Source organism: Kitasatospora sp. NPDC057904 (assembly GCF_042887925.1).
Taxonomy (GTDB): Bacteria; Actinomycetota; Actinomycetes; order Streptomycetales; family Streptomycetaceae; genus Kitasatospora.
This window is the reverse complement of sequence record NZ_JBHVOL010000001.1, coordinates 704666-725813: the sequence shown is the minus strand read 5'-3', so window position 1 is coordinate 725813 and position 21148 is coordinate 704666. Positions and strand designations below refer to the sequence as shown.

At 73.0% G+C, this 21148-nt stretch carries 20 protein-coding genes; 11 read left to right on the top strand and 9 right to left on the bottom strand.

What is annotated here, in order from left to right:
- Positions 1–41: 41 nt before the first annotated feature.
- From ACFVSN_RS03400 to ACFVSN_RS03380, 5 genes are all read left to right on the top strand, one after another.
- Positions 42–974 (top strand): LysR family transcriptional regulator, encoded by a 933-nt coding sequence (locus ACFVSN_RS03400; RefSeq protein ID WP_387590404.1) that lies wholly within the window; start codon positions 42–44, stop codon positions 972–974.
- Between the two features lie 201 nt (positions 975–1175).
- On the top strand, positions 1176–1523 hold the full coding sequence (locus tag ACFVSN_RS03395; RefSeq protein WP_380439788.1) for a PRC-barrel domain-containing protein: 348 nt from the start codon (positions 1176–1178) through the stop codon (positions 1521–1523).
- An 85-nt stretch (positions 1524–1608) separates the two neighbouring features.
- Positions 1609–1875 carry a metal-sensitive transcriptional regulator gene (locus ACFVSN_RS03390; protein ID WP_329931520.1) on the top strand — a complete coding sequence of 89 codons (267 nt, stop codon included), beginning with the start codon at positions 1609–1611 and terminating at the stop codon, positions 1873–1875.
- 183 nt (positions 1876–2058) lie between these two features.
- Positions 2059–2688, top strand: coding sequence for a SigE family RNA polymerase sigma factor (locus tag ACFVSN_RS03385; protein WP_387590408.1), 630 nt, complete (start codon positions 2059–2061; stop codon positions 2686–2688).
- On the top strand, positions 2678–3910 hold the full coding sequence (locus ACFVSN_RS03380) for a hypothetical protein (RefSeq protein WP_387590410.1): 1233 nt from the start codon (positions 2678–2680) through the stop codon (positions 3908–3910). The genes ACFVSN_RS03385 and ACFVSN_RS03380 overlap by 11 nt, the downstream gene beginning before the upstream one ends.
- Positions 3911–3971: 61 nt before the next feature.
- Here the strand turns inward: ACFVSN_RS03380 and ACFVSN_RS03375 are convergent, their stop codons facing one another.
- Positions 3972–4802 carry a DUF4328 domain-containing protein gene (locus ACFVSN_RS03375; RefSeq protein WP_387953612.1) on the bottom strand — a complete coding sequence of 277 codons (831 nt, stop codon included), beginning with the start codon at positions 4800–4802 and terminating at the stop codon, positions 3972–3974.
- Positions 4803–5287: 485 nt separating this feature from the next.
- Here ACFVSN_RS03375 and ACFVSN_RS03370 point away from each other — a divergent pair, with 485 nt between their 5' ends.
- From ACFVSN_RS03370 to ACFVSN_RS03355, 4 genes are all read left to right on the top strand, one after another.
- On the top strand, positions 5288–6721 hold the full coding sequence (locus ACFVSN_RS03370; RefSeq protein ID WP_387953610.1) for an endonuclease/exonuclease/phosphatase family protein: 1434 nt from the start codon (positions 5288–5290) through the stop codon (positions 6719–6721).
- A 14-nt stretch (positions 6722–6735) separates the two neighbouring features.
- Positions 6736–8718: a phosphocholine-specific phospholipase C gene (locus tag ACFVSN_RS03365; RefSeq protein WP_387590419.1), complete on the top strand. Its 1983-nt coding sequence runs from the start codon at positions 6736–6738 to the stop codon at positions 8716–8718.
- Between the two features lie 171 nt (positions 8719–8889).
- Positions 8890–9363 carry a VOC family protein gene (locus tag ACFVSN_RS03360; protein WP_387590422.1) on the top strand — a complete coding sequence of 158 codons (474 nt, stop codon included), beginning with the start codon at positions 8890–8892 and terminating at the stop codon, positions 9361–9363.
- Between the two features lie 6 nt (positions 9364–9369).
- Entirely contained in the window at positions 9370–9819 is a 450-nt protein-coding gene (locus tag ACFVSN_RS03355) for an SRPBCC domain-containing protein (protein WP_387590425.1), read from the top strand.
- 3 nt (positions 9820–9822) lie between these two features.
- Here the strand turns inward: ACFVSN_RS03355 and ACFVSN_RS03350 are convergent, their stop codons facing one another.
- The 3 genes from ACFVSN_RS03350 to ACFVSN_RS03340 form a co-directional block, all read right to left on the bottom strand.
- Positions 9823–11058, bottom strand: coding sequence for an aromatic acid exporter family protein (locus ACFVSN_RS03350; protein WP_380439772.1), 1236 nt, complete (start codon positions 11056–11058; stop codon positions 9823–9825).
- 91 nt (positions 11059–11149) lie between these two features.
- Complete coding sequence (locus ACFVSN_RS03345) at positions 11150–11887, bottom strand: polyprenol monophosphomannose synthase (RefSeq protein WP_387590429.1); 738 nt, start codon at positions 11885–11887, stop codon at positions 11150–11152.
- Positions 11888–12068: 181 nt separating this feature from the next.
- Positions 12069–13589: a N,N-dimethylformamidase beta subunit family domain-containing protein gene (locus ACFVSN_RS03340; RefSeq protein ID WP_387590617.1), complete on the bottom strand. Its 1521-nt coding sequence runs from the start codon at positions 13587–13589 to the stop codon at positions 12069–12071.
- Between the two features lie 457 nt (positions 13590–14046).
- Here ACFVSN_RS03340 and ACFVSN_RS03335 point away from each other — a divergent pair, with 457 nt between their 5' ends.
- Positions 14047–15948, top strand: coding sequence for an amino acid transporter (locus ACFVSN_RS03335; protein ID WP_387590432.1), 1902 nt, complete (start codon positions 14047–14049; stop codon positions 15946–15948).
- A gap of 32 nt (positions 15949–15980) precedes the next feature.
- Here the strand turns inward: ACFVSN_RS03335 and ACFVSN_RS03330 are convergent, their stop codons facing one another.
- From ACFVSN_RS03330 to ACFVSN_RS03310, 5 genes are all read right to left on the bottom strand, one after another.
- Positions 15981–16250 (bottom strand): GlsB/YeaQ/YmgE family stress response membrane protein, encoded by a 270-nt coding sequence (locus ACFVSN_RS03330; protein WP_380439766.1) that lies wholly within the window; start codon positions 16248–16250, stop codon positions 15981–15983.
- A gap of 95 nt (positions 16251–16345) precedes the next feature.
- Positions 16346–17479: an ABC transporter ATP-binding protein gene (locus ACFVSN_RS03325; protein ID WP_387590435.1), complete on the bottom strand. Its 1134-nt coding sequence runs from the start codon at positions 17477–17479 to the stop codon at positions 16346–16348.
- Between the two features lie 3 nt (positions 17480–17482).
- Positions 17483–18277 (bottom strand): carbohydrate ABC transporter permease, encoded by a 795-nt coding sequence (locus ACFVSN_RS03320; RefSeq protein WP_387590620.1) that lies wholly within the window; start codon positions 18275–18277, stop codon positions 17483–17485.
- A 32-nt stretch (positions 18278–18309) separates the two neighbouring features.
- Positions 18310–19236, bottom strand: a complete 927-nt coding sequence (locus ACFVSN_RS03315) for a carbohydrate ABC transporter permease (RefSeq protein WP_387590438.1) — start codon at positions 19234–19236, stop codon at positions 18310–18312.
- Positions 19233–20495 (bottom strand): ABC transporter substrate-binding protein, encoded by a 1263-nt coding sequence (locus ACFVSN_RS03310; protein ID WP_387590441.1) that lies wholly within the window; start codon positions 20493–20495, stop codon positions 19233–19235. Before ACFVSN_RS03310 ends, ACFVSN_RS03315 begins: the two co-directional genes overlap by 4 nt.
- 185 nt (positions 20496–20680) lie before the next feature.
- On the opposite strand from ACFVSN_RS03310, the gene ACFVSN_RS03305 reads away from it, so the two are divergent.
- Positions 20681–21085, top strand: a complete 405-nt coding sequence (locus ACFVSN_RS03305; protein WP_387590444.1) for a hypothetical protein — start codon at positions 20681–20683, stop codon at positions 21083–21085.
- Positions 21086–21148: the final 63 nt, after the last annotated feature.

Here is a 21148-nt window from a genome sequence, read left to right as displayed (position 1 = left end):
GGCACCGCACAACCATCCGTTGTGCCCTTAGGCTTCGCGGCATGGACCTCAACGCCGTACGGACCTTCGTGGCCGCAGCCACGGCGGGCAGCTTCCAGGACGCCGCCGCCGAGCTGGCCGTCACCCAGCAGGCCGTCTCGAAGCGCGTCGCCGCGCTGGAGCAGGACCTCGGGGTGCGGCTGTTCCACCGGACCCCACGCGGCGCCGAACTCACCATCGACGGACAGGCGTTCCTGCCCCACGCCCGCGAGCTCCTGCGCGTCGCGGAGCGGGCCGCCGCCTCGGTGCGGCCGGGCAGCCGCGCGCTGCGCGTCGACGTGATCGCCTCCCGGATCGCCCCGTCGGGACTGCTGCGGGACTTCCACCGCGCCCACCCGGACGTCGAGCTCGACGTGGTGCACCTGCACACCGCCGACGACGCCGTCGCCGCGCTCCTGGCCGGGACGATCGACGCCTCCTTCCGCGCCGTCCTCGCTCCCGGCCGGGAGCTGCCCGAGGAGATCGCGACGGCGCACGTCCTCGACGAGCCCCACGACCTGCTCACCGGCCCGGGCCACGCCCTCGCGAACGCCCGCTCGGTGACGCTCACCGGGCTCGCCGGCCACCGCATCTGGATCCCCGGCAGCGCACCCGGCACCGAGTGGGGCGCCTACTACGACGACCTCTGCGCCGCGTTCGGGCTCACGATCGAGGGCACCGGCCCCAACTTCGGCTCCGACGCGCTGCTCGATGTCATCGCCGACACCCCGGGCCTGGCCACCCTGGCCGGCGCCCGCACCCGCCTGGTCTGGCCCGCCGGCCACGACCTGCGCCGCGTCCCGGTGCACGACCCGGTCCCGGTCTACCCGCACTCGCTGATCTGGCACCGCGACAACCCGCACCCCGCCCTGCGGGCGCTCCGCACCCACCTCGCCGCCATCCCGGACGCCCGCCCCGAGGGCCCCACCTGGGCCCCGGACTGGGCCCGGCGGTAGGTGGTCCCGCGCTCAGGACCGGCGGTCGTGAGCGCGGGACCGGTCGCCCGTGCTCCCCGTGTTGCTCCCGCCGCCGACTCCATGCCCGTGCTGTCACCCGCTCGGGTGAGCGAATCGCTCGTCGGGCGTAGCCGGGGCTTCCGGCGGAGGATGGGAGTCCCAGGTCGTCGACGGGAAGGCGGACGGGTCATGGTGATCGGCATGGCGGACATCCGGGAGTGGCGCGGCCAGGCGGTCGTGGACGAGAAGGGCGGCCGGATCGGCTCGCTGGAGTCCGTGTACGTGGAGACGTCCACCGACGAGCCCTTCTTCGCGACCGTGACGGTCGGCGTGATGTCCGGGCGCCGGCTGGTCTTCGTCCCGCTGGACGGGGCCGTGGTCGGACCGGGCTACGTCAAGGTCGCGTTCCCGAAGAGCGTCGTCAAGCAGGCGCCCGCGATCGGCACGGACGACGTCCTGCCCGCCGTCGACGAGCCCGCCGTCTTCGCGCACTACGAACTCCCGTACGCGACCGGTGCCGGCGGCGAGCGGCGCCTGGCGAGGCGCTGAGGGCGGTGGCCGGCCGGGGCCCCGGCCCGGATACCCCACCGGGTACACTGGCCAGTCGACAGCCGACGTGAAAGGTGGCCCGGACATGCAGGTGGACGAGGAGGCGGTCGGCGCGGTCCTGAACCGGCTGCGTCGCGCGCAGGGCCAGCTGGCCGGTGTGATCGCGATGATCGAGGCGGGCCGCGACTGCAAGGACGTCGTGACCCAGCTCGCCGCGGTGTCCCGGGCCCTCGACCGGGCCGGGTTCAAGATCGTCGCCAGCGGTATGCGCCAGTGCATGGCGGCGGCCGACGAGGACGGTGCGCCGATGACCGAGGCGGAGCTGGAGAAGCTGTTCCTGGCCCTGGCCTGAGCCCCGGCCCGAACCCCGGCCCGTCCCCCGGCCTGAACCGTGACCTGACCCCTGGCCCGAGCCCCGGCCCGACCCCTGGCTCGGACGTACGGATGTGTGCGCACTTCGGGGTGCGCGCACATCCGTACGATCTTCTGACGATCACGTTGTCACACGCCCCGACTCCCACCGCGTTACCAAGGTATGGATCAATCATCGAATCCGGACACCCCGGCCGAGCCACACCGGCCGGACTTCCCGGACTTCGTCGCCTCCCGCGCCCGGCACCTCCACCGGACCGCCTTCCTCCTCACCGGCGGTGACGTCCACCTCGCCGAGGACCTCGTGCAGGAGGCGCTCGGCCGGATCTTCGTCAAGTGGCGGAAGATCTCCCGGCTGGACAACCCCAGCGGCTACGCGCAGACCGTCCTGGTCAACACGTTCCTGTCGTACCGCCGCAAGCGCAGCGCCTCCGAGCGCGTCACCGACGAGTTCCCCGAGGTCGGCGTGCAGGACCCGGACCCGGCACTGCGGCTGACGCTGCTGCGCGCCCTCGCCGAACTCCCGGCGTCGGACCGCGCCGTGCTGGTGCTGCGTTTCTGGGAGGACCGCAGCGTCGAGGAGACGGCCGCCGCGCTTCGGCTGAGCGGCACCGTCGTCCGCGCGCGCTGCCGCCGGGCCCTCGCCCGCCTGCGCGGGGTCCTGGGCGACGACATCGACGCCGTCCTCGGCGGATCCACGGACACGGCCGGCACCGGTACGGCGAGAAGTGCGAACGGAACCGGCGGACCCAACCCCTCCTCCGAGAAGGCGGTGCTGCGCCATGCCCACTGACGACATGTTCGAGGACGGTTTCGCCCGCGCCCTGCGCGGTGCCGCCGAGCTGGCCCCCGAGCCGGTGCAGCACACCCTGGCCGCCGTCGCCGAGCAGCGCGGCCGCCGTTGGCGCCGCCGTCGGCGCGCGGTCGCCGCGAGCGCCCTCGCGGTGCTGGTGCTGGCCGGGGTGGGCGGTTTCGCGGCGGTCGACCGGGGGGCGTCCCGCGGCGCGGTCGGGCCCGCCGACCCGGCGCCGGAGCAGCCGATGTCGGCGCACGAACTGGTCTCGCTGGTCGGCGGCCTGCTGCCGAAGGGCACCGTCACGCCGCTCGGAGGCGGCGATCCGACGACGATGCTCCACGGGCACCAGACCGCGGTCACCCTGCTGTTCGACGACGGGGCGGGGGCGAGCATCATCGAGGCCTTCGTGGACCGGACGAACCTGCGGCCCGAAGCGGGAGCGGTCTGCATGGACCCGTTCCAGACGCCGCAGGACTCCTGCCGGCGCACCGTCCGGCCCGACGGAGCCGCGATCGCGATCGACAAGCTGCGCACGACCACCACCCCGGGCGGACGGGAGTGGCGGGCCACCCTGGCGCGCCCGGACGGCAACCGGATCCAGGTCATCGAGTACAACGGGCAGCCCGCCACGGCGAACCGCCCGGACCCGCCGCTGAACGACGCCCAACTGACCGCCCTGGTGTGCTCGATGGAGTGGCTCCGGGTGTTCGCCGCGCTCAGCCCGGTCAAGGACGCGCCGGCACCGGGCGCCGCCCCGGCGCCGACCCCGTCCGCGAGCGCCCCGTCGAACGCGGAGCTGCTCGCGAAGGTGGTCCCGCTGCTGCCCGCCGGCGCGAAGGTCGAGGGCCAGGACCCGGAACACGGCGTGCTGACCGTCACCGTCGACGGCCGCACGAGCATGCTGATGGTCGGCGGGGACGCACCGTCCAAGCGGGGCCAGGACGACCTCAGGTCGATGGACGACAACCTGCCGACCCCGCTGGAGGTCCGGGAGAAGCAGCCCGACGGGACGCTTGTCGTCACGAACCGCTTCGGCAACGGCAAGACCGCGACGAACCCGATCCTGCACTGGACGGCCGCGGTGCACACGCCGGACGGCGGCCAGGTGCGGATCTCGGAGTGGAACGGCGAGAACGCCTACACCTACCGGCCCGGCGACCCCGCGCTCGACCTGGACCACCTGAAGGCGATCGTGACCGCCCCCACCCTGCGGCCCTGACGCCACAACGACGGCCCGGCAGGGGAGTCGATCCCCTGCCGGGCCGCCGCCGTCTCCGGGCTCAGTGCCCGCCGACGGGGTCCGTCGGCCTCGCGTCGTCCGTCGGCCTCGCGTCGTCCGTCGGCCTCGCGTCGTCCGCGGGGGGCACGACCTCCTCGACCGGCCCGATCCCGAACGCGAACTCCGAGGCGTCCGCCGCGGCCGCGTACGGACTCACCATCGCCCGCCGCTCCTCCTGCATCGCCGTCAGCCGCCGCACCACGAGGATCGCCAGCACGGCCGCCGCGGCGCGGACCGTCCCGGCGGCGGAGTCGACCACGAGCAGGGCCTGCGGGTCGACCGTGCCGAAGGAGTGGCCGGCCAGATCGTCGGCGATGCGGGAGAGGAGCAGCGAGACGAGCCACGCCGTCCACCAGGCCGAGACCAGCCCGTGCCCGACCGGCCGGCGCCGGCCGTCCCGGTCCACCGGCGCACTCGCGTCCCAGCTGTCGGCCATGAGCTGCTGCGGGAACCAGAACTGGACGATCGGCGTGATCCAGGCGCCGATCGTCCAACCCGTGCCGCGCCGGTGGCCGAGCGGCAGGAAGAGGCCGGCGTTCCGCCGCACGCGGTAGAACCAGATGATGAACGCGGTCGCGCCCAGGGCGAGGAGCAGGAAGGCGACCCCGTCCAGCCCCTTGGCCAGGCTCTCCAGCGTGTCGAAGTCGCCGAGCGAGACGTCCGAACCCGGGTCCTGCGCAAGGGAGTAGAAGACCAGGGCGGTGACGTCGGCGCCGACGGCGAGGACGGCCAGCAGGATGTTGAAGGCCAGTGCCACGTAGGCGAGGATCGCCGGTACGACGGGCGAGCGGTACGCCCTCGGCCACGTCGGGTCGGCCTCGGCACAGCTCAAGCAGCGCCGGTTCGGGATCGCCGCAGGGCGAGCCCCGCACACCGCACACATCATCAGAATCGGTCCACTCCTGGGGGCCGCCGGGCGCGTACGTCGCGCTCCGGTCGGTCGGGCCGTCGCCCCGAGCGGGGCGGGCGCGCCGAGCCTAGTGGGGCGGCCGGGGCCTCCGCCAGTGGAATACCGCCGGGATCGCCGCAGGTCAGGGGCTGTATCGGGGAAATCCGGGCAGATCCTCCGAAGGTCGCTCGAACACCCGCAAGTCCCGGAGTTCCCGAACCTCCCGATGGTGCGTCACGCGTCGTTCACGTTCCGGTCGCTGGCCTTCGGGTGAATGAGGGCGCCCACAGTTGTACAGCCAACTGTGGCTCCCCCCTCAGCCTCCGTGACCAGCCGCGCGCGGAACCGGCCCCGCCGATCCCGGTGATCCCGACGATCCCCGGCGACTCCGGGCGGGCCCGGCTTCCCCGGCGGCGGACAGGACAACCGTGGCCGCAGGCAGCGCCCTGACCCTCACCGCACCCGTCAACCCGACCGAAGGCGACCGGCTCACCTTCCACTGGACCACCGACGCCCCCGACGCCAAGAACTGGGTCGGCATCTACGACGGCAGCCGCAAGCCCGGCACCGGATCCTCCCTGCTGTGGAAGTACACCCCGGGCGGCTCCGGCGACCTCCAGCTCGACACCTCGGCGCTCACCGGCGGCCCATACACCGCCTACCTGCTGGCCAAGGACGGCTACGGCGTCCTCGCCCAGACCGAGCCGTTCAGCTTCCGCCCCAGGCCCGCCGTCGTGCGCCCGCACGCCGCCGTGGACTCGCTGACCACCGCCCCCGTCGCCCCCGGCGCCGCGGTGTCCGTCAAGCTCGGCGGCCTGTGGTCGCGCCCGACCGGCAACCCGGCGGGCACCGCGACCTTCCGCAAGGCCGGCGGCGCGGCCTGGGCCTCGGTCAGTGCGGACGGCACCCTCACCGGCACCGCCCCCAAGGCCGGCCAGAACCCGGAGATCGTCGTCGTCGGCGTCAAGGACAGCGCGGGCGCGACCGACACGATCACCGTGCTGGTCCCGGTCGCCGACCCGGCCGGGCCGCTGCGCCTGAAGACCGCGAGCTGGAACCTGCACGACGCCGGCAGCGGCTACACCGACGCGCTGGAGAAGCAGGTGCGCGTGGTGCTCGCCCAGGGCCTCGACGTCGTGGCGCTCCAGGAGACGGCCGGTGCCCAGGCGCAGACCCTCGCCACCGCGCTCGGCTGGTACGCCTACCAGAGCTCCGGCAGCGTCGGCATCCTCAGCCGCCACCCGCTGGCCGACGTCACCCCGGTGACCGCCGACCTGCCCGCCGCCGCGGCGACCGTGCGGCTGCCCGGCGGACGGACCGTCCGCTTCTGGGCCGCGCACCTCGACGAGAGCGACTACGGCCCGTACGGCGTCCAGGACGGCCGCACCGCCGCGCAGGCCGAGGCCGCCGAGAACGCCTCCGTCCGGCTCAAGCAGGCCAAGGCGCTGGCCGTGGCCGTCCGGGCCGACGTCGCCAAGCACACTCCGGTGGTGCTCGCCGGCGCGCTCTCCTCGCCCTCCCACCTGGACTGGACGGCCGCCACCGCCGCCGCGCACGGCAACGTCGGAGCCGTCAACTGGCCCGTCGGCAAGGAGTTCCAGGCCGCCGGGCTGACCGACACCCTGCGCGAGGAGAGCCCGGACCCGGTCAAGGTCCCGGCCGCCACTTGGTCGCCCACCCGCAAGCAACGCAGTGCCAAGCCCGAGCCGCAGGACCGCATCGACTACGTGCAGTACGCGGGCGCGCTCAAGCTCGTCGAGGCGCACACCCTCGTGGCGGACTGGCCGCAGCCCGAGCCGAACACCGCGGCCAACGAGTGGCCCTCCGACACCGCCGCCGCCGTCGCCACCTTCCAGCTCTGAGAGGCCGGTCCGCCATGTCCGAACTTTCCCGTCGCACCTTCGTCGGCGCCACCGCGGCGGCCGGCGCCGTCGCGCTCACCGGCCTCGCGACGACCCCCGCCGACGCCGCCCCCGCGGCCGGGGCCGACGCGCCCACCGGCACCGTCAAGGACGTCCGGCACGTCGTCGTCCTCATGCAGGAGAACCGCAGCTTCGACCACTACTTCGGAACGCTCAACGGCGTCCGCGGCTACGGCGACAAGCAGGCGCTCCAGTTCCCGGACGGCACCGACGTGTTCCGCCAGCCCGACGCCCGCCGCAGCGACGGCGGGGCGATGCTGCCGTACCGGATGGACACCTCCAAGTACAACGCGCAGAACGCCGGCGGCCTCGCCCACGACTGGGCCACCGGCCACCAGGCGATCAACAACGGCGCGATGAACAAGTGGATCGCCGCCAAGGGCGAGCGCACCATGGGCTACTTCACCCGGGACGACATCCCCTACCAGTACGCCCTCGCCGACGCGTTCACCCTCTGCGACGCCTACTTCACCTCCCTCGCCGGGCCGACCGACCCCAACCGCCTCTACCTGTGGACCGGCACCGCCGGCCCCGGCCGCGACGGCACCACCGGCCCCTGGATCGACAACACGCCGGTCACCGACAACCCCGTCGCCGACTGGACCACCTACGCCGAGCGCCTGGAGAAGGCGGGCGTCAGCTGGCGCGTCTACCACAACCCCAGCAAGGACGACCGCACCGGCGACTACGACGACAACGCGCTCTCCTACTTCAAGCAGTTCCACGACTTCCCCGCGGACGACCCGCGGTACGTGAACGCGATGACGAAGTTCGACCCGACGGACTTCGACCGCCACTGCAAGGACGGCACCCTCCCGACGATCTCCTGGCTCGTCGCGCCCTACCTCTTCTCCGAGCACCCGGCGGCCGGCCCGGCCTACGGCGCGCACTGGGTCGACATGGCGCTCCAGTCGCTGATGTCCAACCCGGAGGTGTGGCAGCACACCGTCTTCCTCGTCATGTACGACGAGAACGACGGCTACTTCGACCACATGGTCCCGCCCACCCCCGAGGCCGGCACGCCCGAGGAGTTCACCCAGGGCCGGGCGATCGGCCTCGGCAACCGCGTGCCGCTGTGGGTCGCCTCCCCGTGGTCGCGCGGCGGCTGGGTCAACTCCCAGGTATTCGACCACACTTCGGTGCTGCGCTTCATGGAGGTCGTCACCGGGGTCGCCGAGCCGAACATCTCGGCCTGGCGCCGGGCCGTCTGCGGCGACCTCACGAGCTGCTTCGACTTCGCCGCACCGGACTTCTCGATCCCGAAGCTGCCCGACACCAACGCCCTGATGGCCAGGGCCGACGCGGGCGCCAAGCTGCCCGGCGTCGCCCTGCCGGCCGTCGGCGCCCAGTCGATGCCCGTCCCGGAGCGCGGCGACCGCCCGCACCGCCCGCTGCCCTACCAGCCGTGGGCCGACGCGGAGGTGGACCGCAGGAGCGGCAAGGTCACCTGCACGATGAGCAACGACGGTTCGGTGGCCTTCCCGTACACCGTCTACCCGAACATCGTCCTCCCGTTCGCCGGCACGCCGTTCACCGTCGCCCCCGGCGCCACCGCCACCTACGTGTGGGACGCCGCGGCGACCAACGGCCGCTACGACTTCACGGTGCACGGCCCGGACGGCTTCGTCCGCCGCTTCGCCGGCACCGTCGTCCGCGACGGGCAGGGCGGCCAGAACGACATCGGCGTGCCGATCGTCACCGCCGACCTGCGCGGCGACGTCAAGCTCACGCTCCAGGTGGCCAACGACGGGCTGACCGACGTCGCCTTCACGGCCGCGCCCAACGACTTCGCGGGCACCGCGCAGACGGTGTGGGTCAAGCCCGGCAAGCAGGCCAACATCGCCTGGCCGCTGGACAAGCAGGGCCGCTACGACGTCGTCGTCACCGCCCACACCGGCCAGCGCTTCGTCCGCCGCTTCGCGGGCTGGGTGCACTGACCCGACCCGACCTGACCCGACCTGACCTGACCCGACCTGACCTGACCCGACCTGACCCGACCTGACCTGACCTGACCCGACCCGACCCGAGCCACGGCCGGGGGCGCCGAACCGGTGACCCCCGGCCGTGGCTCGGCCGGACCGTCGGCCCCCGCCGCTAGCGTCGGGTCCATGCAGAAGATCACCACCTTCCTCTGGTTCGACCAGCAGGCCGAAGAGGCCGCCGCCTTCTACACATCGCTCTTCCGCGACTCCCGCATCACCAACGTCACCCACTACCTCGACGGCGGCCCGGCGCCCGCCGGTTCGGTCATGACCGTCGAGTTCGAACTCGACGGCCGGCCGTACGCGGCCCTCAACGGCGGGCCCCAGTTCTCCTTCACCGAGGCCGTCTCGCTCCAGGTGGAGTGCGACGACCAGCAGGAGGTCGACGAGCTCTGGGCCAAGCTCACCGCCGACGGAGGCCAGGCGGGCCCCTGCGGCTGGCTCAAGGACCGCTACGGCTTCTCCTGGCAGATCACCCCGCGCGTCCTGCTGGACCTGATCGCCGACCCCGACCGCGCCAAGGCCGGCCGGGTGATGGCGGCGATGATGTCCATGGGGAAGATCGACATCCGGTCGCTGCTCGCCGCGGCCGAGGGCTGAGGCGCCATGACCCCCGCCGCCGTCCGCACCACCGTCTACCTGCACGCCACCCCCGAGCGGGTCTGGCACGCCCTCACCAGCGCCGACGAGTCCGCCGTCTACTGGGGCCACCGCAACGTCTCCACCTGGCTCCCCGGCGCCCCCTGGGAACACCGGCGCACGGACGACTCCGGCACCGCCGACGTCACCGGCACCGTGGAAGCCTCCACCCGCCCCCACCACCTCGTCACCACCTGGTACTCCCCGGGCACCCCGGACCCGGCCGGCCCGTCCCGGGTCACCTTCGGGATCGAGGGCTGGCAGGACCTCACCCGCCTCACCGTGACCCACGAGAACCTCGCCGACGAGACCGGGGCGGAGCAGGCCGCCGCCGGCTGGTCGGCCGTCCTCGCCAACCTGAAGACCTACCTCGAAACCGGCCACCCGCTGCCGCAGCAACCGTGGCTCATGCCTTAGCGACTATCGCCCGGTGCTCGTGGCCGGGCGGGGGCGCTCGCCGCGGAGCCACCTGCGCAGGCCGGCGAAGCGGGAGAAGCGGGCCCGGTTGGCCACGGAGGCGCGGTCCAGTTCCTCCATCAGGCGGCGGCCGCGGTGCTCCAGGTCCATCTCGTCGAGGATGCGGTCCACCTCGGCCAGGAGCGCGCCGTGCAGCTGCCAGGCCTCGGGGTGCTCCCGGACCTGGCGCAGGAGGAGCTGGGCGACGTTCTCCCGGCAGGTCCAGGCGGCCGCGAGTTCGGCGGCCAGGCGTTGCTCGGCCTCCTCGGCGTTGCGGCTCACCTGGGTCGTGACGAGGACGGCGAAGCTGACCATCGCACCGCCGATGTGGGCCAGCAGTTCCTCCAGGGCCACGGCGACGTCCGGTTCGAACAGGCGCTCGCCGGGCTCGCGGCGCTTGGCCAGGTCGGTCAGGGAGCGGGCCAGGACGCGGATGACCACCACGCAGATCTCCAGCGTGTCCAGACCGGTGCGCAGCACCAGGCGGGAGAGGAGTCCCTCGCTGATCCGGGGGTTGAAGCGGAGGCTGTCCTCGGCCTGGCGCAGGGCCGCGTCGACCTCGGCGATCGCCTGGTCCAGGCGGCGGGCCTCGTGGAGGCGTTCGGCGGCGACGGCGACCGGGGTGGGGCGGCCCAGCTCCTCGGCGATGTCCAGGAGCAGCTGCCGGGCGCGCCGGGCGAGGTCCTCGATCGAGGCGCCGGCGGTGTCGACCCAGACGGGCGGGGCGAACAGCAGGTTGAACAGGAGGCCGACGGCGGCGCCGATCAGCGTCTCCAGGACCCGGTCCCAGGCCTGGGAGGCGAGCTTGGTGACGCCGAGGATCAGCATCGCGCTGATCGCGACCTCCTGGACGAACTCCTCGACCCGCACGAAGCGGCCGATCGTCAGCGAGGCCAGGATGATCAGCCCGAGGCTCCACCAGGAGAGCCCCACCACGGCGCTGAACCCGATCGCGATGAGCACGCCGACGACCACCGAGTTGACCCGGCGGATGCTGGTCTTGAGCGTCGAGTAGACGGTGACCTGCACCACCAGGAGCGCGGTGAGCGGCGCCGTGAGCGGGGCCGGCTCGCTGCTCAGCCGCGTCGCCACCGCGTAGGACAGGGTGGCCGCCACGGTCGCCCGGACGGTCTGGACGACGAACGGTTCTCGGGCGCCACGGCGGACGGCGGCCGTGAGGGACTCCGGGAGGATGGCCATGAGGCCCTTCTTTCCCCGCAGCCGGTGTTCACACCGCCGATCGCGCCGGAGGGCACCCGGTTGCCCGCTGCAGGATCGGGAAACTGCCGCGTCAGGGGTTGCGGCGGTCCAGGCGCAGCTTCCAGGGGGCGAGGGCGGACTCGACCTGGACGCCGATGCTCATCTTGGACGCGCCCTCGACGCGTTCCTCGAAGCGGATCGGGACCTCGCGGATCGTCATGCCGCGCTTGACGACGCGGTAGTTCATCTCGACCTGGAACGAGTAGCCGTTGCTCTGGACGGTCGGCAGGTCGATGGCCCGCAGCGTGTCCGCCCGCCAGGCCTTGAAGCCGGCGGTGGCGTCGCGGACGCCGAGGCCGAGGATGGTGTTGACGTAGAAGTTGGCCCACGCGGAGAGGGCCTTGCGGTGCCACGGCCACTCCGAGGCGGTCGAGCCGCCGGGCACGTAGCGGGAGCCGAGCACCACGGCGGTGTCGCCGGTGAGGAGGGTCCGGACCATCTCGGGTATCGCCGTGGCCGGGTGCGACAGGTCGGCGTCCATCTGCACGACGACGTCGGCGCCCTCGTCGAGGGCGCGGGCCATGCCCGCGAGGTAGGCGCGGCCGAGGCCGTCCTTCTCGGTGCGGTGCAGGACGCCGATCCGGCCGTCCGCGCCGGCCGCCAGCTTGTCGGCCAGCTCGCCGGTGCCGTCCGGGGAGTTGTCGTCGACCACCAGCAGGTGCAGGTTCGGCACCGGCAGCTGTGCCAGCAGGCCCGCCAGGACCGGAAGGTTCTCCCGCTCGTTGTACGTGGGGACGACGACAACGACCTTGGGGGAGGCCTCGACCATGCTCTGTTCCCTACCCGCGCTCTCCGGCCGGACCCCGTGCCCCGCCTCACGGGCGTCCGTGATCTGCTGATCGGACCGTGCGAGTGTAGCCGTGCCGGGGGACGGCCCGGCCCCGGGGCCCCGGCCGGCGGGCGGGTGCGGCGGCGTCGGAGGTCGGTTCGACTGCGATGGACCGCCGGGGCTACTTCCCGCCGTAGACGGCGGCGAGGTTGTCGCTCGCGGGGTGGGTGCGGCCGGCCGGGCCGGCGGCGAAGGCGCGCAGGACGTTCTCGGTGACCTTGCGTACCAGGTCGCCGGCCTTGGCGTCGATGCCGTGGTCGGCGCCGGTGCCCCCGGGGCCGCGCGCGTCGAGCGTCTCCACCCAGCGCATCGTCCCGGTGGCGAACACCCCGGCGCCGCTCGGGACGGTGTGGTAGGCGGTGTCGGCGTGCGAGCGGCGGCCCTCGCAGACGACGGGGGAGTGGGCGATGACCTCGATCGGGCGCGGGACGGGGAAGGCGGTGTCCACCTTGTCGTACTCGACGCCGACCAGGTGCGGGAAGGACGCGCCCGCGGCGACGCCGGTGCCCGCGAACGCCCAGTGGTCGGGCGCGCCGACGACGTAGGGCGCGTCCACGGGGTAGCCGTCGTAGATGACGCCGAGCATCGAGCTCTCCGGGTCGGCGCCCGGGCCGGTGCGGAAGTCGGTGGTGGCCGGGGCTCCCGCCTGGTACCCGGGGTCGCTCGCCCAGGCGTCCTTGTAGCAGACCACCGTGCGGTCCGGCCCGAGGTCGGTGGGCTCGAACCGGACCCGGCGGAAGCAGCAGTTCGCCCCCAGGAAGGCCACGTTGGTGCCGGCGTCGCGGGCCGCGACGACGTTGGCGCGCTGCTCGGGGGACCAGTACTCGTCGTGACCGAGCGACAGGACGGCGGTGGCGCCGCGCAGCAGCGCGGGCTCGCGGGCGACGTCGATCCCGGTCGTGTACGCGAGCGGGATGCCGAGCTGCTCGGCGAAGGAGACCAGCGGCGCCTCGTAGACCAGGAACAGTCCGGCGCCGTGGTCGTAGTCGTACGGGCGGTCGAAGACGACCTTCAGCGAGCGGGTGGCGAGGCCGCCGGTCGGGCCGTTGTAGAGGCTGTACCCGCCCCACTCGTTGTAGGCCTGCCACGTCGCCGGGGCGCTCACCACGACCGTCCTCCCGGCGGTGACGGCCGAGCGGACGGTGAGCGGGACGTAGCGCTGGCCGGAGCCGTCCTCGGCGTCCAGGCGCAGCAGGTACGCGCCCTCGGGCCAGCCGGCCGTGTCGACGGCGAGGGTGCGCTGCCAGCCGGTGAGGACGGTGCGGGTCGTGCCGTCCACGTGCGGCGCGGGCTGCTTGGCGCCCGGCACGTGTTCGCGGCGCCACACCAGGCGGGCGCGGGCGCCGCCGTACCAGCCGATCCGGTAGGCGGAGACGGTGAACGCGGGGGCCGGTGTGGAGACGTGCAGGCCGACGGGCTCGCCGGGCAGGACGCTGACGCGGTCGGCGAAGCCCTCGATGGCGCCGGCCGGGCCGGGGTTGGTGATCTCCCAGTCGGCGTTGCCGGGCAGTGACTGCTCGGGCTGGTGGTCGTCCTTGAGGCCGGCCCGCTGCGGGGTCGCGCCGGTGGGGTCGGGGGAGGGCGCGGGGCTCGCGGGTTCGTCGGAGTGGTGGGTGCCGCAGGAGGTGAGGGCCGCGGCCATCAGGCCCAGACCGAGGACCCCTCGTCGGCTCGGTTCCGCCCGCTGGTCCGCCACGTCGGCCTCCCGGTTGCCCGTCTCGGTGTTCTCTACCCGCTCGCCCGTGCGTCAAGGCGCGCGCACATCCTCACTCTTTCCGGTCATGGTCTCCCACCCGCCGCGCCGGGCGTACGACGGGTTCGCGCGCCCTCGCCGCACGTCCCGCGCCCGTGCGCCACCGGAGAGGGCCGTCCGGGGGCTCCCCGGCGCGTCCGGTCGCGCGGTTCCCCTGCGGCGCCGATCCGGTCCCTTAGCCTGACCGGGCCGTCCGCCCGGCGGCCAGGGGGTCAGGAGCCGTGGCGGCCCGGCCGCGTCATCGACACATCGACACGAGTCATGGACAGGGGTGTACGTGGTTTCGTCGGGTACGGCCGACCCGGGGGTGGCCCCTCCGACACGCGGCACGAGGTTCCGGGCCTGGATGCTGGAAGGCCTGGCGGACATGGCCAAGCAGCATCCCGGGCCGCACGCGCAGGCCCCGCACGAGAAGGGCGCGGCCTGGTGGCGCGTCATGTGCCTGACCGGCCTCGACTACTTCTCCACCCTCGGCTACCAGCCCGGCATCGCGGCCCTCGCCGCCGGCCTGCTCTCGCCGGTCGCGACGGTCGTGCTGGTGCTCGTCACCCTCTGCGGCGCGCTGCCGGTCTACCGCCGGGTGGCCGTCGAGAGCCCGCACGGCGAGGGCTCGATCGCCATGCTGGAACGGCTGCTGTCGTTCTGGCAGGGCAAGCTCTTCGTGCTGACACTGCTCGGCTTCGCCGCCACCGACTTCATGATCACCATCACGCTGTCGGCCGCCGACGCCACCGCGCACCTGATCGAGAACCCCCACCTGCACAGCGCCCTGTCCGGCAAGCAGGTGCTGCTCACGTTGATCCTGGTGGCCCTGCTCGGCGCGGTGTTCCTCAAGGGCTTCAGCGAGGCGATCGGCCTGGCCGTCGTGCTCGTCGCCGTCTACCTCGCGCTCAACGTCGTGGTCGTCGTCAACGGCATCTGGCACCTGTTCAAGACCCCGCACGTGTTCGGCGACTGGACCGACGGGCTGACCGCCGAGCACGGCAACGCCTTCGCGATGATCGGCGTGGCGCTCATCGTCTTCCCCAAACTCGCCCTCGGCCTCTCCGGGTTCGAGACCGGCGTCGCCGTGATGCCCCACATCGAGGGCGACCCGGACGACACCGAGGAGAAGCCGACCGGGCGGATCCGCGGCGCCCGCAAGCTGCTCACCACCGCGGCCGTGATCATGAGCGTCTTCCTCATCACCACGAGCCTCATCACGACCCTGCTCATCCCGAAGGACGCCTTCAAGACCGGCGGCCCGGCCAACGGGCGGGCGCTCGCCTACCTCGCCCACGAGAACCTGGGCAGCGCCTTCGGCAGCGTCTACGACCTGTCGACCATCGCCATCCTCTGGTTCGCCGGCGCCTCCGCGATGGCCGGGCTGCTGAACCTCATGCCGCGCTACCTGCCCCGCTACGGCATGGCCCCGCACTGGGCGCGCGCCGTGCGGCCGACGGTCATCGTGCTCACCCTGATCGCCTTCCTCGTGACCTGGATCTTCGACGCCAACGTCGACGCGCAGGGCGGCGCCTACGCGACCGGCGTGCTGGTGCTGATCAGCTCCGCCGCCGTCGCCGTCACCATCGCCGCCCGCAAGGCCAGGGAGAAGCGCTGGACCGTCATCTTCGCGGTGATCGCCGCGGTCTTCCTCTACACCACGGTCGTCAACGTCGTCGAACGGTCCGACGGCGTGAAGATCGGCGCCTGCTTCATCGCCGGGATCATGCTGGTCTCCTTCCTCTCCCGGCTCAAGCGCGCCTTCGAACTGCGCGTCACCGACGTCGTCCTGGACGAGACGGCCGAGCGCTTCGTGCGCGACTACACCCACCGGCCGCTGCGGCTGATCGCCAACGAGCCGAACAGCCGCGACCTCGCCGAGTACCGGGACAAGATCCGCCAGATCCGCGCCGACAACGACATCCCGGCCGAGGACGACCTCGTCTTCGTCGAGGTCACCGTGCTCGACCCGTCCGACTTCGAGGCCGAACTGACCGTCCACGGCGAGGTGCTGCACGAGCGCTACCGGGTGCTCGCGCTGGAGAGCTCCAGCGTGCCGAACGCGCTGGCGGCGCTGCTGCTCCGGGTCAGGGACCTGACCGGGCAGCAGCCGCACATCTACTTCGAGTGGACGGAGGGCAACCCCTTCGCCCAGTTCCTGCGGTTCTTCCTGCTCGGGCAGGGCGAGATCGCGCCGGTCACCCGCGAGGTGCTGCGCGAGGCCGAGCCCGACCGCAGCCGCCGCCCGGCCGTGCATGTCGGCTGACGGGCCGCTCGGCCGGGAGCCGGATGAAGCCCCTAACGGTTCGGCCGGGACTTGGACCAGGCCGGTGCGACGAAGGCCACCAGCGCCACCGCGAAAGCCAGTTGGAGGATGTGCCGGATCCAGTCGATGCCCGACGTGTGGCGCACGCCGACCCAGCCGGAGACCGCGTTGCCGAGCCAGGCGCCGGCGGCACCGAGCAGCATCGTCAGCCACCACGGGATCGACTGCGGCCCGCGCAGGATGAGCTTGGCCAGCACGCCCAGGACGAAGCCGATGAGCAGAATCCACAGGAGCTGGAACATCGCAGTCCACCTTTCGGGCGGGGCCGCCCCGTCGGGGTCCGTCCCATGATCGCCCGATTCGGCCGGACGGGCACCTCGGCGGGCCGCGCCGCTGGTCAGCGGGCCGCCGAGGTGAGCGCGGCGCCCGTGCCGGGGTCGAAGACGTGCATCCGGGCGGTGTCCACCCACAGCTCCAGCGGGCGGCCCTCGGCGGCCCGCGTGGCGGTGCCGATCCGGGCCACCACCTCGGGGCCGGCGTCGGCGCCCGAACCGGCACCGTTCCGCGCGGTGAAGTGCACGAACACGTCAGAACCGACCGACTCCAGCACCTCGACGCCCACCGTCACCGTCCGCCCGCCGCGCCGCTGCTCCAGCAGCGCCGCGTCCTCGAAGTGCTCGGGGCGGATGCCCACGACCACTCGGCGCGGCGCGTCGGCCTCCTCCAGCCGCCGCCGCAGCCGGTCGTCGAGGGGCAGCTCGCCCAGCGCGGTGCGCAGCGCACCCTCCTCCAGGGTCGCGTCCAGGACGTTCATGGCGGGCGAGCCGATGAAGCCGGCGACGAACAGGTTCACCGGGCGGTCGTAGAGCTCCTGCGGTGGGCCGACCTGCTGGACGACGCCGCCGCGCATCACCACGACGCGGTCGCCCAGCGTCATCGCCTCGACCTGGTCGTGGGTGACGTAGACCGTCGTGGTGCCGAGGCGGCGCTGGAGGCGGGAGATCTGGGTGCGCATCTGCACCCGCAGCTGGGCGTCCAGGTTGGACAGCGGCTCGTCCATCAGGAAGGCCTTCGGCGCGCGGACGATCGCCCGGCCCATCGCGACCCGCTGGCGCTGTCCGCCGGACAGCTGTGCCGGGCGGCGCTCCAGGTGCTCGGTGAGGTCGAGGACGCGGGCGGCCTCCTCGACCTTGCGGGCGATCTCCGCCTTGTCCGCCCTGGCCAGCCGCAGGGCGAATCCCATGTTCTGACGCACCGTCATGTGCGGGTAGAGGGCGTAGCTCTGGAACACCATGGCGATGTCCCGGTCCTTCGGCGCGAGGTCGTTGACGACCCGGCCGCCGATCCGCAGGGTGCCCGCGGTGATGTCCTCCAGGCCCGCGATCATGTTGAGGGTGGTGGACTTGCCGCACCCGGACGGGCCGACCAGGATCACGAACTCCCCGTCCGCGATGGTCAGATCGACGCCCCGCACGGCGACCGCGCCGTCCGGGTAGTGCTTGGTGAGTCCGTCCAGGACGAGCTCGGCCATCCGTCACCCCTTCACTGCGCCGGCGGTCAGGCCGGCCACGATGCGCCGCTGGAACAGCAGCACGAAGACCACGATCGGGACGGTGATCACCATGGCCGCCGCGGCGATCGACCCGGTCGGCTGCTGGAACTGCGAGCTGCCGGTGAAGAACGCGATCGCCGCCGGGACGGTCCGCGCGGCGCGGGTGGAGGTGAGCGAGATCGCGAACAGGAAGTCGTTCCAGCAGAAGATGAAGACGAGGATCGCCGTGGTGAACACCCCGGGCGCCGCCAGCGGGGCGATGACCAGCCGGAACGCCTGCCACGGCGTGGCGCCGTCGACCCGGGCCGCCTTCTCCAGGTCCCACGGGATCTCCCGGAAGAACGCGGAGAGGGTGTAGATCGCCAGCGGCAGCGAGAAGGTCGTGTACGGGATGATCAGACCGGGCCAGGTGTCGAACAGGCCCAGCACGCGCTCGATGTCGAAGAGCGGGGACACCAGCGAGATCGGCGGGAACATCGCGATCAGCAGCGACATGCCGATCAGCAGCCGCTTGCCGGGGAAGCGCAGCCGGGCGACGGCGTAGGCGGCCATGGTGCCGAGCACGACGGCGACGGTGGTCGCGATGACGGCGATGCCGACCGAGTTGAGCAGCGCGCGGGTGAACTCGGAGGTGCGGAAGATGCCGCGGTAGTTCTCCAGCGTCCAGCGGCGGGGCACGAAGTCACCGTCGGTGAGGGTGCTCGGATCCTTGATGGAGAGCGCGGCGATCCACCAGACCGGGAACAGCGCGTAGAGCACGACGACGGCGTTGACGATCGTCCACGCGGACCGGCGGCGGGTGTCGGCGTTCACCGGCGGTCCTCCCCGGCGCCCGGCGCCGCCGCGCCGAACACCGTGACGAAGACGAGGGCGATGGCCGCCACGCACAGGAAGACGAGGACCGAGATCGCCGAGCCGATGCCGAGGTTGAGGGCGGTGAACAGGTTGTCGTACCCGAGGATCGAGACCGAGCCGGTGTTGTCGGAGCCGCCGGTCAGCACGTAGATGTCGTCGAAGACGCGGAACGCGTCGAGCGTGCGGAACAGCAGCGCCACGAGGATCGCCGGCTTCATCAGCGGCAGGACGACGAGGCGCAGGCGCTGTGCCGGGCCCGCGCCGTCCACCTGGGCGGCGCGCAGCGTCTCCTCGGGCACCAGGGCGAGGCCCGCGAGCAGCAGGAGCGCCATGAACGGCGTCGTCTTCCACACCTCCGCGAGGATGATCAGACCGATCGCCTGCCAGTGGTCGGTGAGCGGCGCGCTGCCCGCCGGCAGCAGGGCGGCCAGGTAGCCGGTGCCCGGCGTCCAGGCGTACTGCCACGAGTACGCGGCGACGACCGTCACGATGCCGTACGGCACCAGGACGGCGGTGCGGACGGTGCCCCGCCACAGGACCGTCCGGTGCATCACCAGGGCGAGCGCGAGGCCGAGCGCGAGCTCGACCGTCACCGAGACGACGGTGATCACGACCGTCACCCACAGCGCCTGCCACCAGTACGGACTCGACAGCACGGCGGCGTAGTTGTCGAGCCAGACGAAGCGGGCGTGCTGCGGGAAGCGCAGGTCGTAGCGCTGGAGCGAGAGGTAGACGGCGTAGCCGACCGGGTAGGCCGTGACCGCCGCCATCACGAGGACGGCCGGGGCGCACAGCAGCCAGCCGAGGCGGCGCTCCTCGCGGGAGCCGGCGGACGCCTTGGCCGCGGCGGGCGTCGGTGCGGCGGGCGGCGGTGCGGTCACGGGATCAGCCCCTTCGAGCCGAGTGCGTCCTTGATCTGGCCGGACAGGTCGGCGACGGTGCGTTCCGGGTCCACGGCGGACGGCGGCGACAGCGCGTGGGCGATCGCGATCGAGACGTTCTGGTAGGCGGGCGTCCGCGGGCGCAGCGAGGCGTTGTCGAGGGCGGTGAGGACGTCGGCGGCGAAGGGGTAGCTGTCGGTCAGCTCCCGCGCGGTGTACAGGCTCCGGAGGGAGGGCGGCAGGCCACCCTTGAGCGCGTTGACGAGCTGGTTGTCGCGGTTGCGCAGGCAGAGCGTCGCCTCGTGGGCGAGGTCCGGGTGGTGGCCGTAGGCGCCGACGGCGAGGTCGATGCCGCCGATCGTGACGGCGGCCGGGCGGTCCGGGGTGACGGCGGGGTAGGGCGCCCAGCGGAAGTGGGGGAACAGGTCGGGGCGGTCGGCCTTCATCGCCGGGTAGACGAACGGGTAGTTGACCTCGAAGGCCGCCGTGCCGGACTCCAGGGCGAGCCGGTCCTGGTCCTCCATCTGGTTGGCGAGCGACGGGTCGGCGGCGGGGGAGCGGGCGAGGTCGCGGATGACGCCGGCCGCGGTGACGGCGGGCGGCCCGAGCGCCGGCGCGCTCGCGTCGGGGGTGAGCACCGAGCCGCCGGCGCTGCTCACGAGGGTGTTGAACCAGACGGTCAGGCCCTCGTACTGGGCGCCCTGCACCTCGACGTAGTGCGGCTTGCCCTGCTTGGCGAGGGCGTCCGCCTGCGCGAGCAGCTCGGTCCACGTTCGGGGCGGGGTGGGGGTCAGGTCGTCGCGGTACCAGAGGAGCTGGGTGTTGGAGTTGTACGGCGCGGCGTAGAGGCGGTCCTTCCAGGTGGCCGTCTCCAGTGCGGCGGGGAGGGTGTCGGCGGTGACCTCGTCCTTCTGCGCACCCGTCCACTCGCGGATCCAGCCCGCCTCCGCGAACTCCGGGGCCCACGTGACGTCCAGCCCCATGATGTCCACGCCCGCGTCGTGCGCGGCGAGCCGGCGGACGAGCTGCTGGCGCTGGCCGTCGGCGGTGCGCGGGAGCTTGTCGTACCGGATCGTGTAGCGCCCGCCGGAGGCCCGGCTGCAGGCGTCGGCGGCCTGTTGGAGGGCGCCGGAGTCGTCGGGGAAGTTGTACCAGTCGAGCGTCGCCGGGCCGGTGGTGGCGCTTCCGGTGCCGCCGCAGGCGGTCAGCAGGAACGCGAGCAGCACCAACTGCGGCCGTGGGCAACGGCGTTTCGGCATGTCACTCCCGGAACTCCCGGACGACCCCGGGCTCGACGGCGCGCGTCCCGCCACGCTAGGGCAACGGACGTGCACGGACGAGGACTTCGCGGCCGTGGCGCCGACCGGCGGTTGCGCGGCGGCAGTGCGCGCGCCCCGCTGAGTACGATGTGCCCCCAACGGGTCGAGCGTTCACGGGGGCCGGCATGACGGAGTTCGCGACTTTCGGGTGTGAGGCGTGCTGCGCCGAGGACGCGCTGGTGGCGCGGGAGCACCACTACAGCTACAGCGGGGTCCGGATCGAGAAGATGATCCAGGACGACTCGCACTTCATCGTCTCCGTCAAGCGCTGCGAGCTCTGCTCGCAGGCCTTCGTGAGTGTCTTCACCGAGTACGTCGACTGGGCTGCCTCCAACGACGCCCAGTACCGGACCGTGCTCCCCATCACGGACGCCGAGGCCGCCGACCTGATGGAGGGCCGCCTGACCCCGCACCAGGCCGGCGCCCTGGGCCGCGGCCGCCGCTACCTGCAGAGCGACTGGCCGAGCGACGCCGACGAACCGTCCGTCTACTGGAGTGGCGGGACCTTCGAGGTGCGGGAGGGCTACTGACGGGTTCAGTCCTCCAGGGCCGCCTCGGCCGCCGCGCGGACGTCGGGGTGGGGGTCGGCGGCC

Excerpts from the sequence above, each read along its gene's own strand:
- ACFVSN_RS03400 (WP_387590404.1), top strand. The coding sequence starts at position 42 with ATGGACCTCAACGCCGTACGGACCTTCGTGGCCGCAGCCACGGCGGGC.
- ACFVSN_RS03395 (WP_380439788.1), top strand. The coding sequence starts at position 1,176 with ATGGCGGACATCCGGGAGTGGCGCGGCCAGGCGGTCGTGGACGAGAAG.
- ACFVSN_RS03390 (WP_329931520.1), top strand. The coding sequence starts at position 1,609 with ATGCAGGTGGACGAGGAGGCGGTCGGCGCGGTCCTGAACCGGCTGCGT.
- ACFVSN_RS03385 (WP_387590408.1), top strand. The coding sequence starts at position 2,059 with ATGGATCAATCATCGAATCCGGACACCCCGGCCGAGCCACACCGGCCG.
- ACFVSN_RS03380 (WP_387590410.1), top strand. The coding sequence starts at position 2,678 with ATGCCCACTGACGACATGTTCGAGGACGGTTTCGCCCGCGCCCTGCGC.
- ACFVSN_RS03365 (WP_387590419.1), top strand. The coding sequence starts at position 6,736 with ATGTCCGAACTTTCCCGTCGCACCTTCGTCGGCGCCACCGCGGCGGCC.
- ACFVSN_RS03360 (WP_387590422.1), top strand. The coding sequence starts at position 8,890 with ATGCAGAAGATCACCACCTTCCTCTGGTTCGACCAGCAGGCCGAAGAG.
- ACFVSN_RS03355 (WP_387590425.1), top strand. The coding sequence starts at position 9,370 with ATGACCCCCGCCGCCGTCCGCACCACCGTCTACCTGCACGCCACCCCC.
- ACFVSN_RS03350 (WP_380439772.1), bottom strand. The coding sequence starts at position 11,058 with ATGGCCATCCTCCCGGAGTCCCTCACGGCCGCCGTCCGCCGTGGCGCC.
- ACFVSN_RS03345 (WP_387590429.1), bottom strand. The coding sequence starts at position 11,887 with ATGGTCGAGGCCTCCCCCAAGGTCGTTGTCGTCGTCCCCACGTACAAC.
- ACFVSN_RS03340 (WP_387590617.1), bottom strand. The coding sequence starts at position 13,589 with ATGGCCGCGGCCCTCACCTCCTGCGGCACCCACCACTCCGACGAACCC.
- ACFVSN_RS03335 (WP_387590432.1), top strand. The coding sequence starts at position 14,047 with ATGCTGGAAGGCCTGGCGGACATGGCCAAGCAGCATCCCGGGCCGCAC.
- ACFVSN_RS03330 (WP_380439766.1), bottom strand. The coding sequence starts at position 16,250 with ATGTTCCAGCTCCTGTGGATTCTGCTCATCGGCTTCGTCCTGGGCGTG.
- ACFVSN_RS03325 (WP_387590435.1), bottom strand. The coding sequence starts at position 17,479 with ATGGCCGAGCTCGTCCTGGACGGACTCACCAAGCACTACCCGGACGGC.
- ACFVSN_RS03310 (WP_387590441.1), bottom strand. The coding sequence starts at position 20,495 with ATGCCGAAACGCCGTTGCCCACGGCCGCAGTTGGTGCTGCTCGCGTTC.
- ACFVSN_RS03305 (WP_387590444.1), top strand. The coding sequence starts at position 20,681 with ATGACGGAGTTCGCGACTTTCGGGTGTGAGGCGTGCTGCGCCGAGGAC.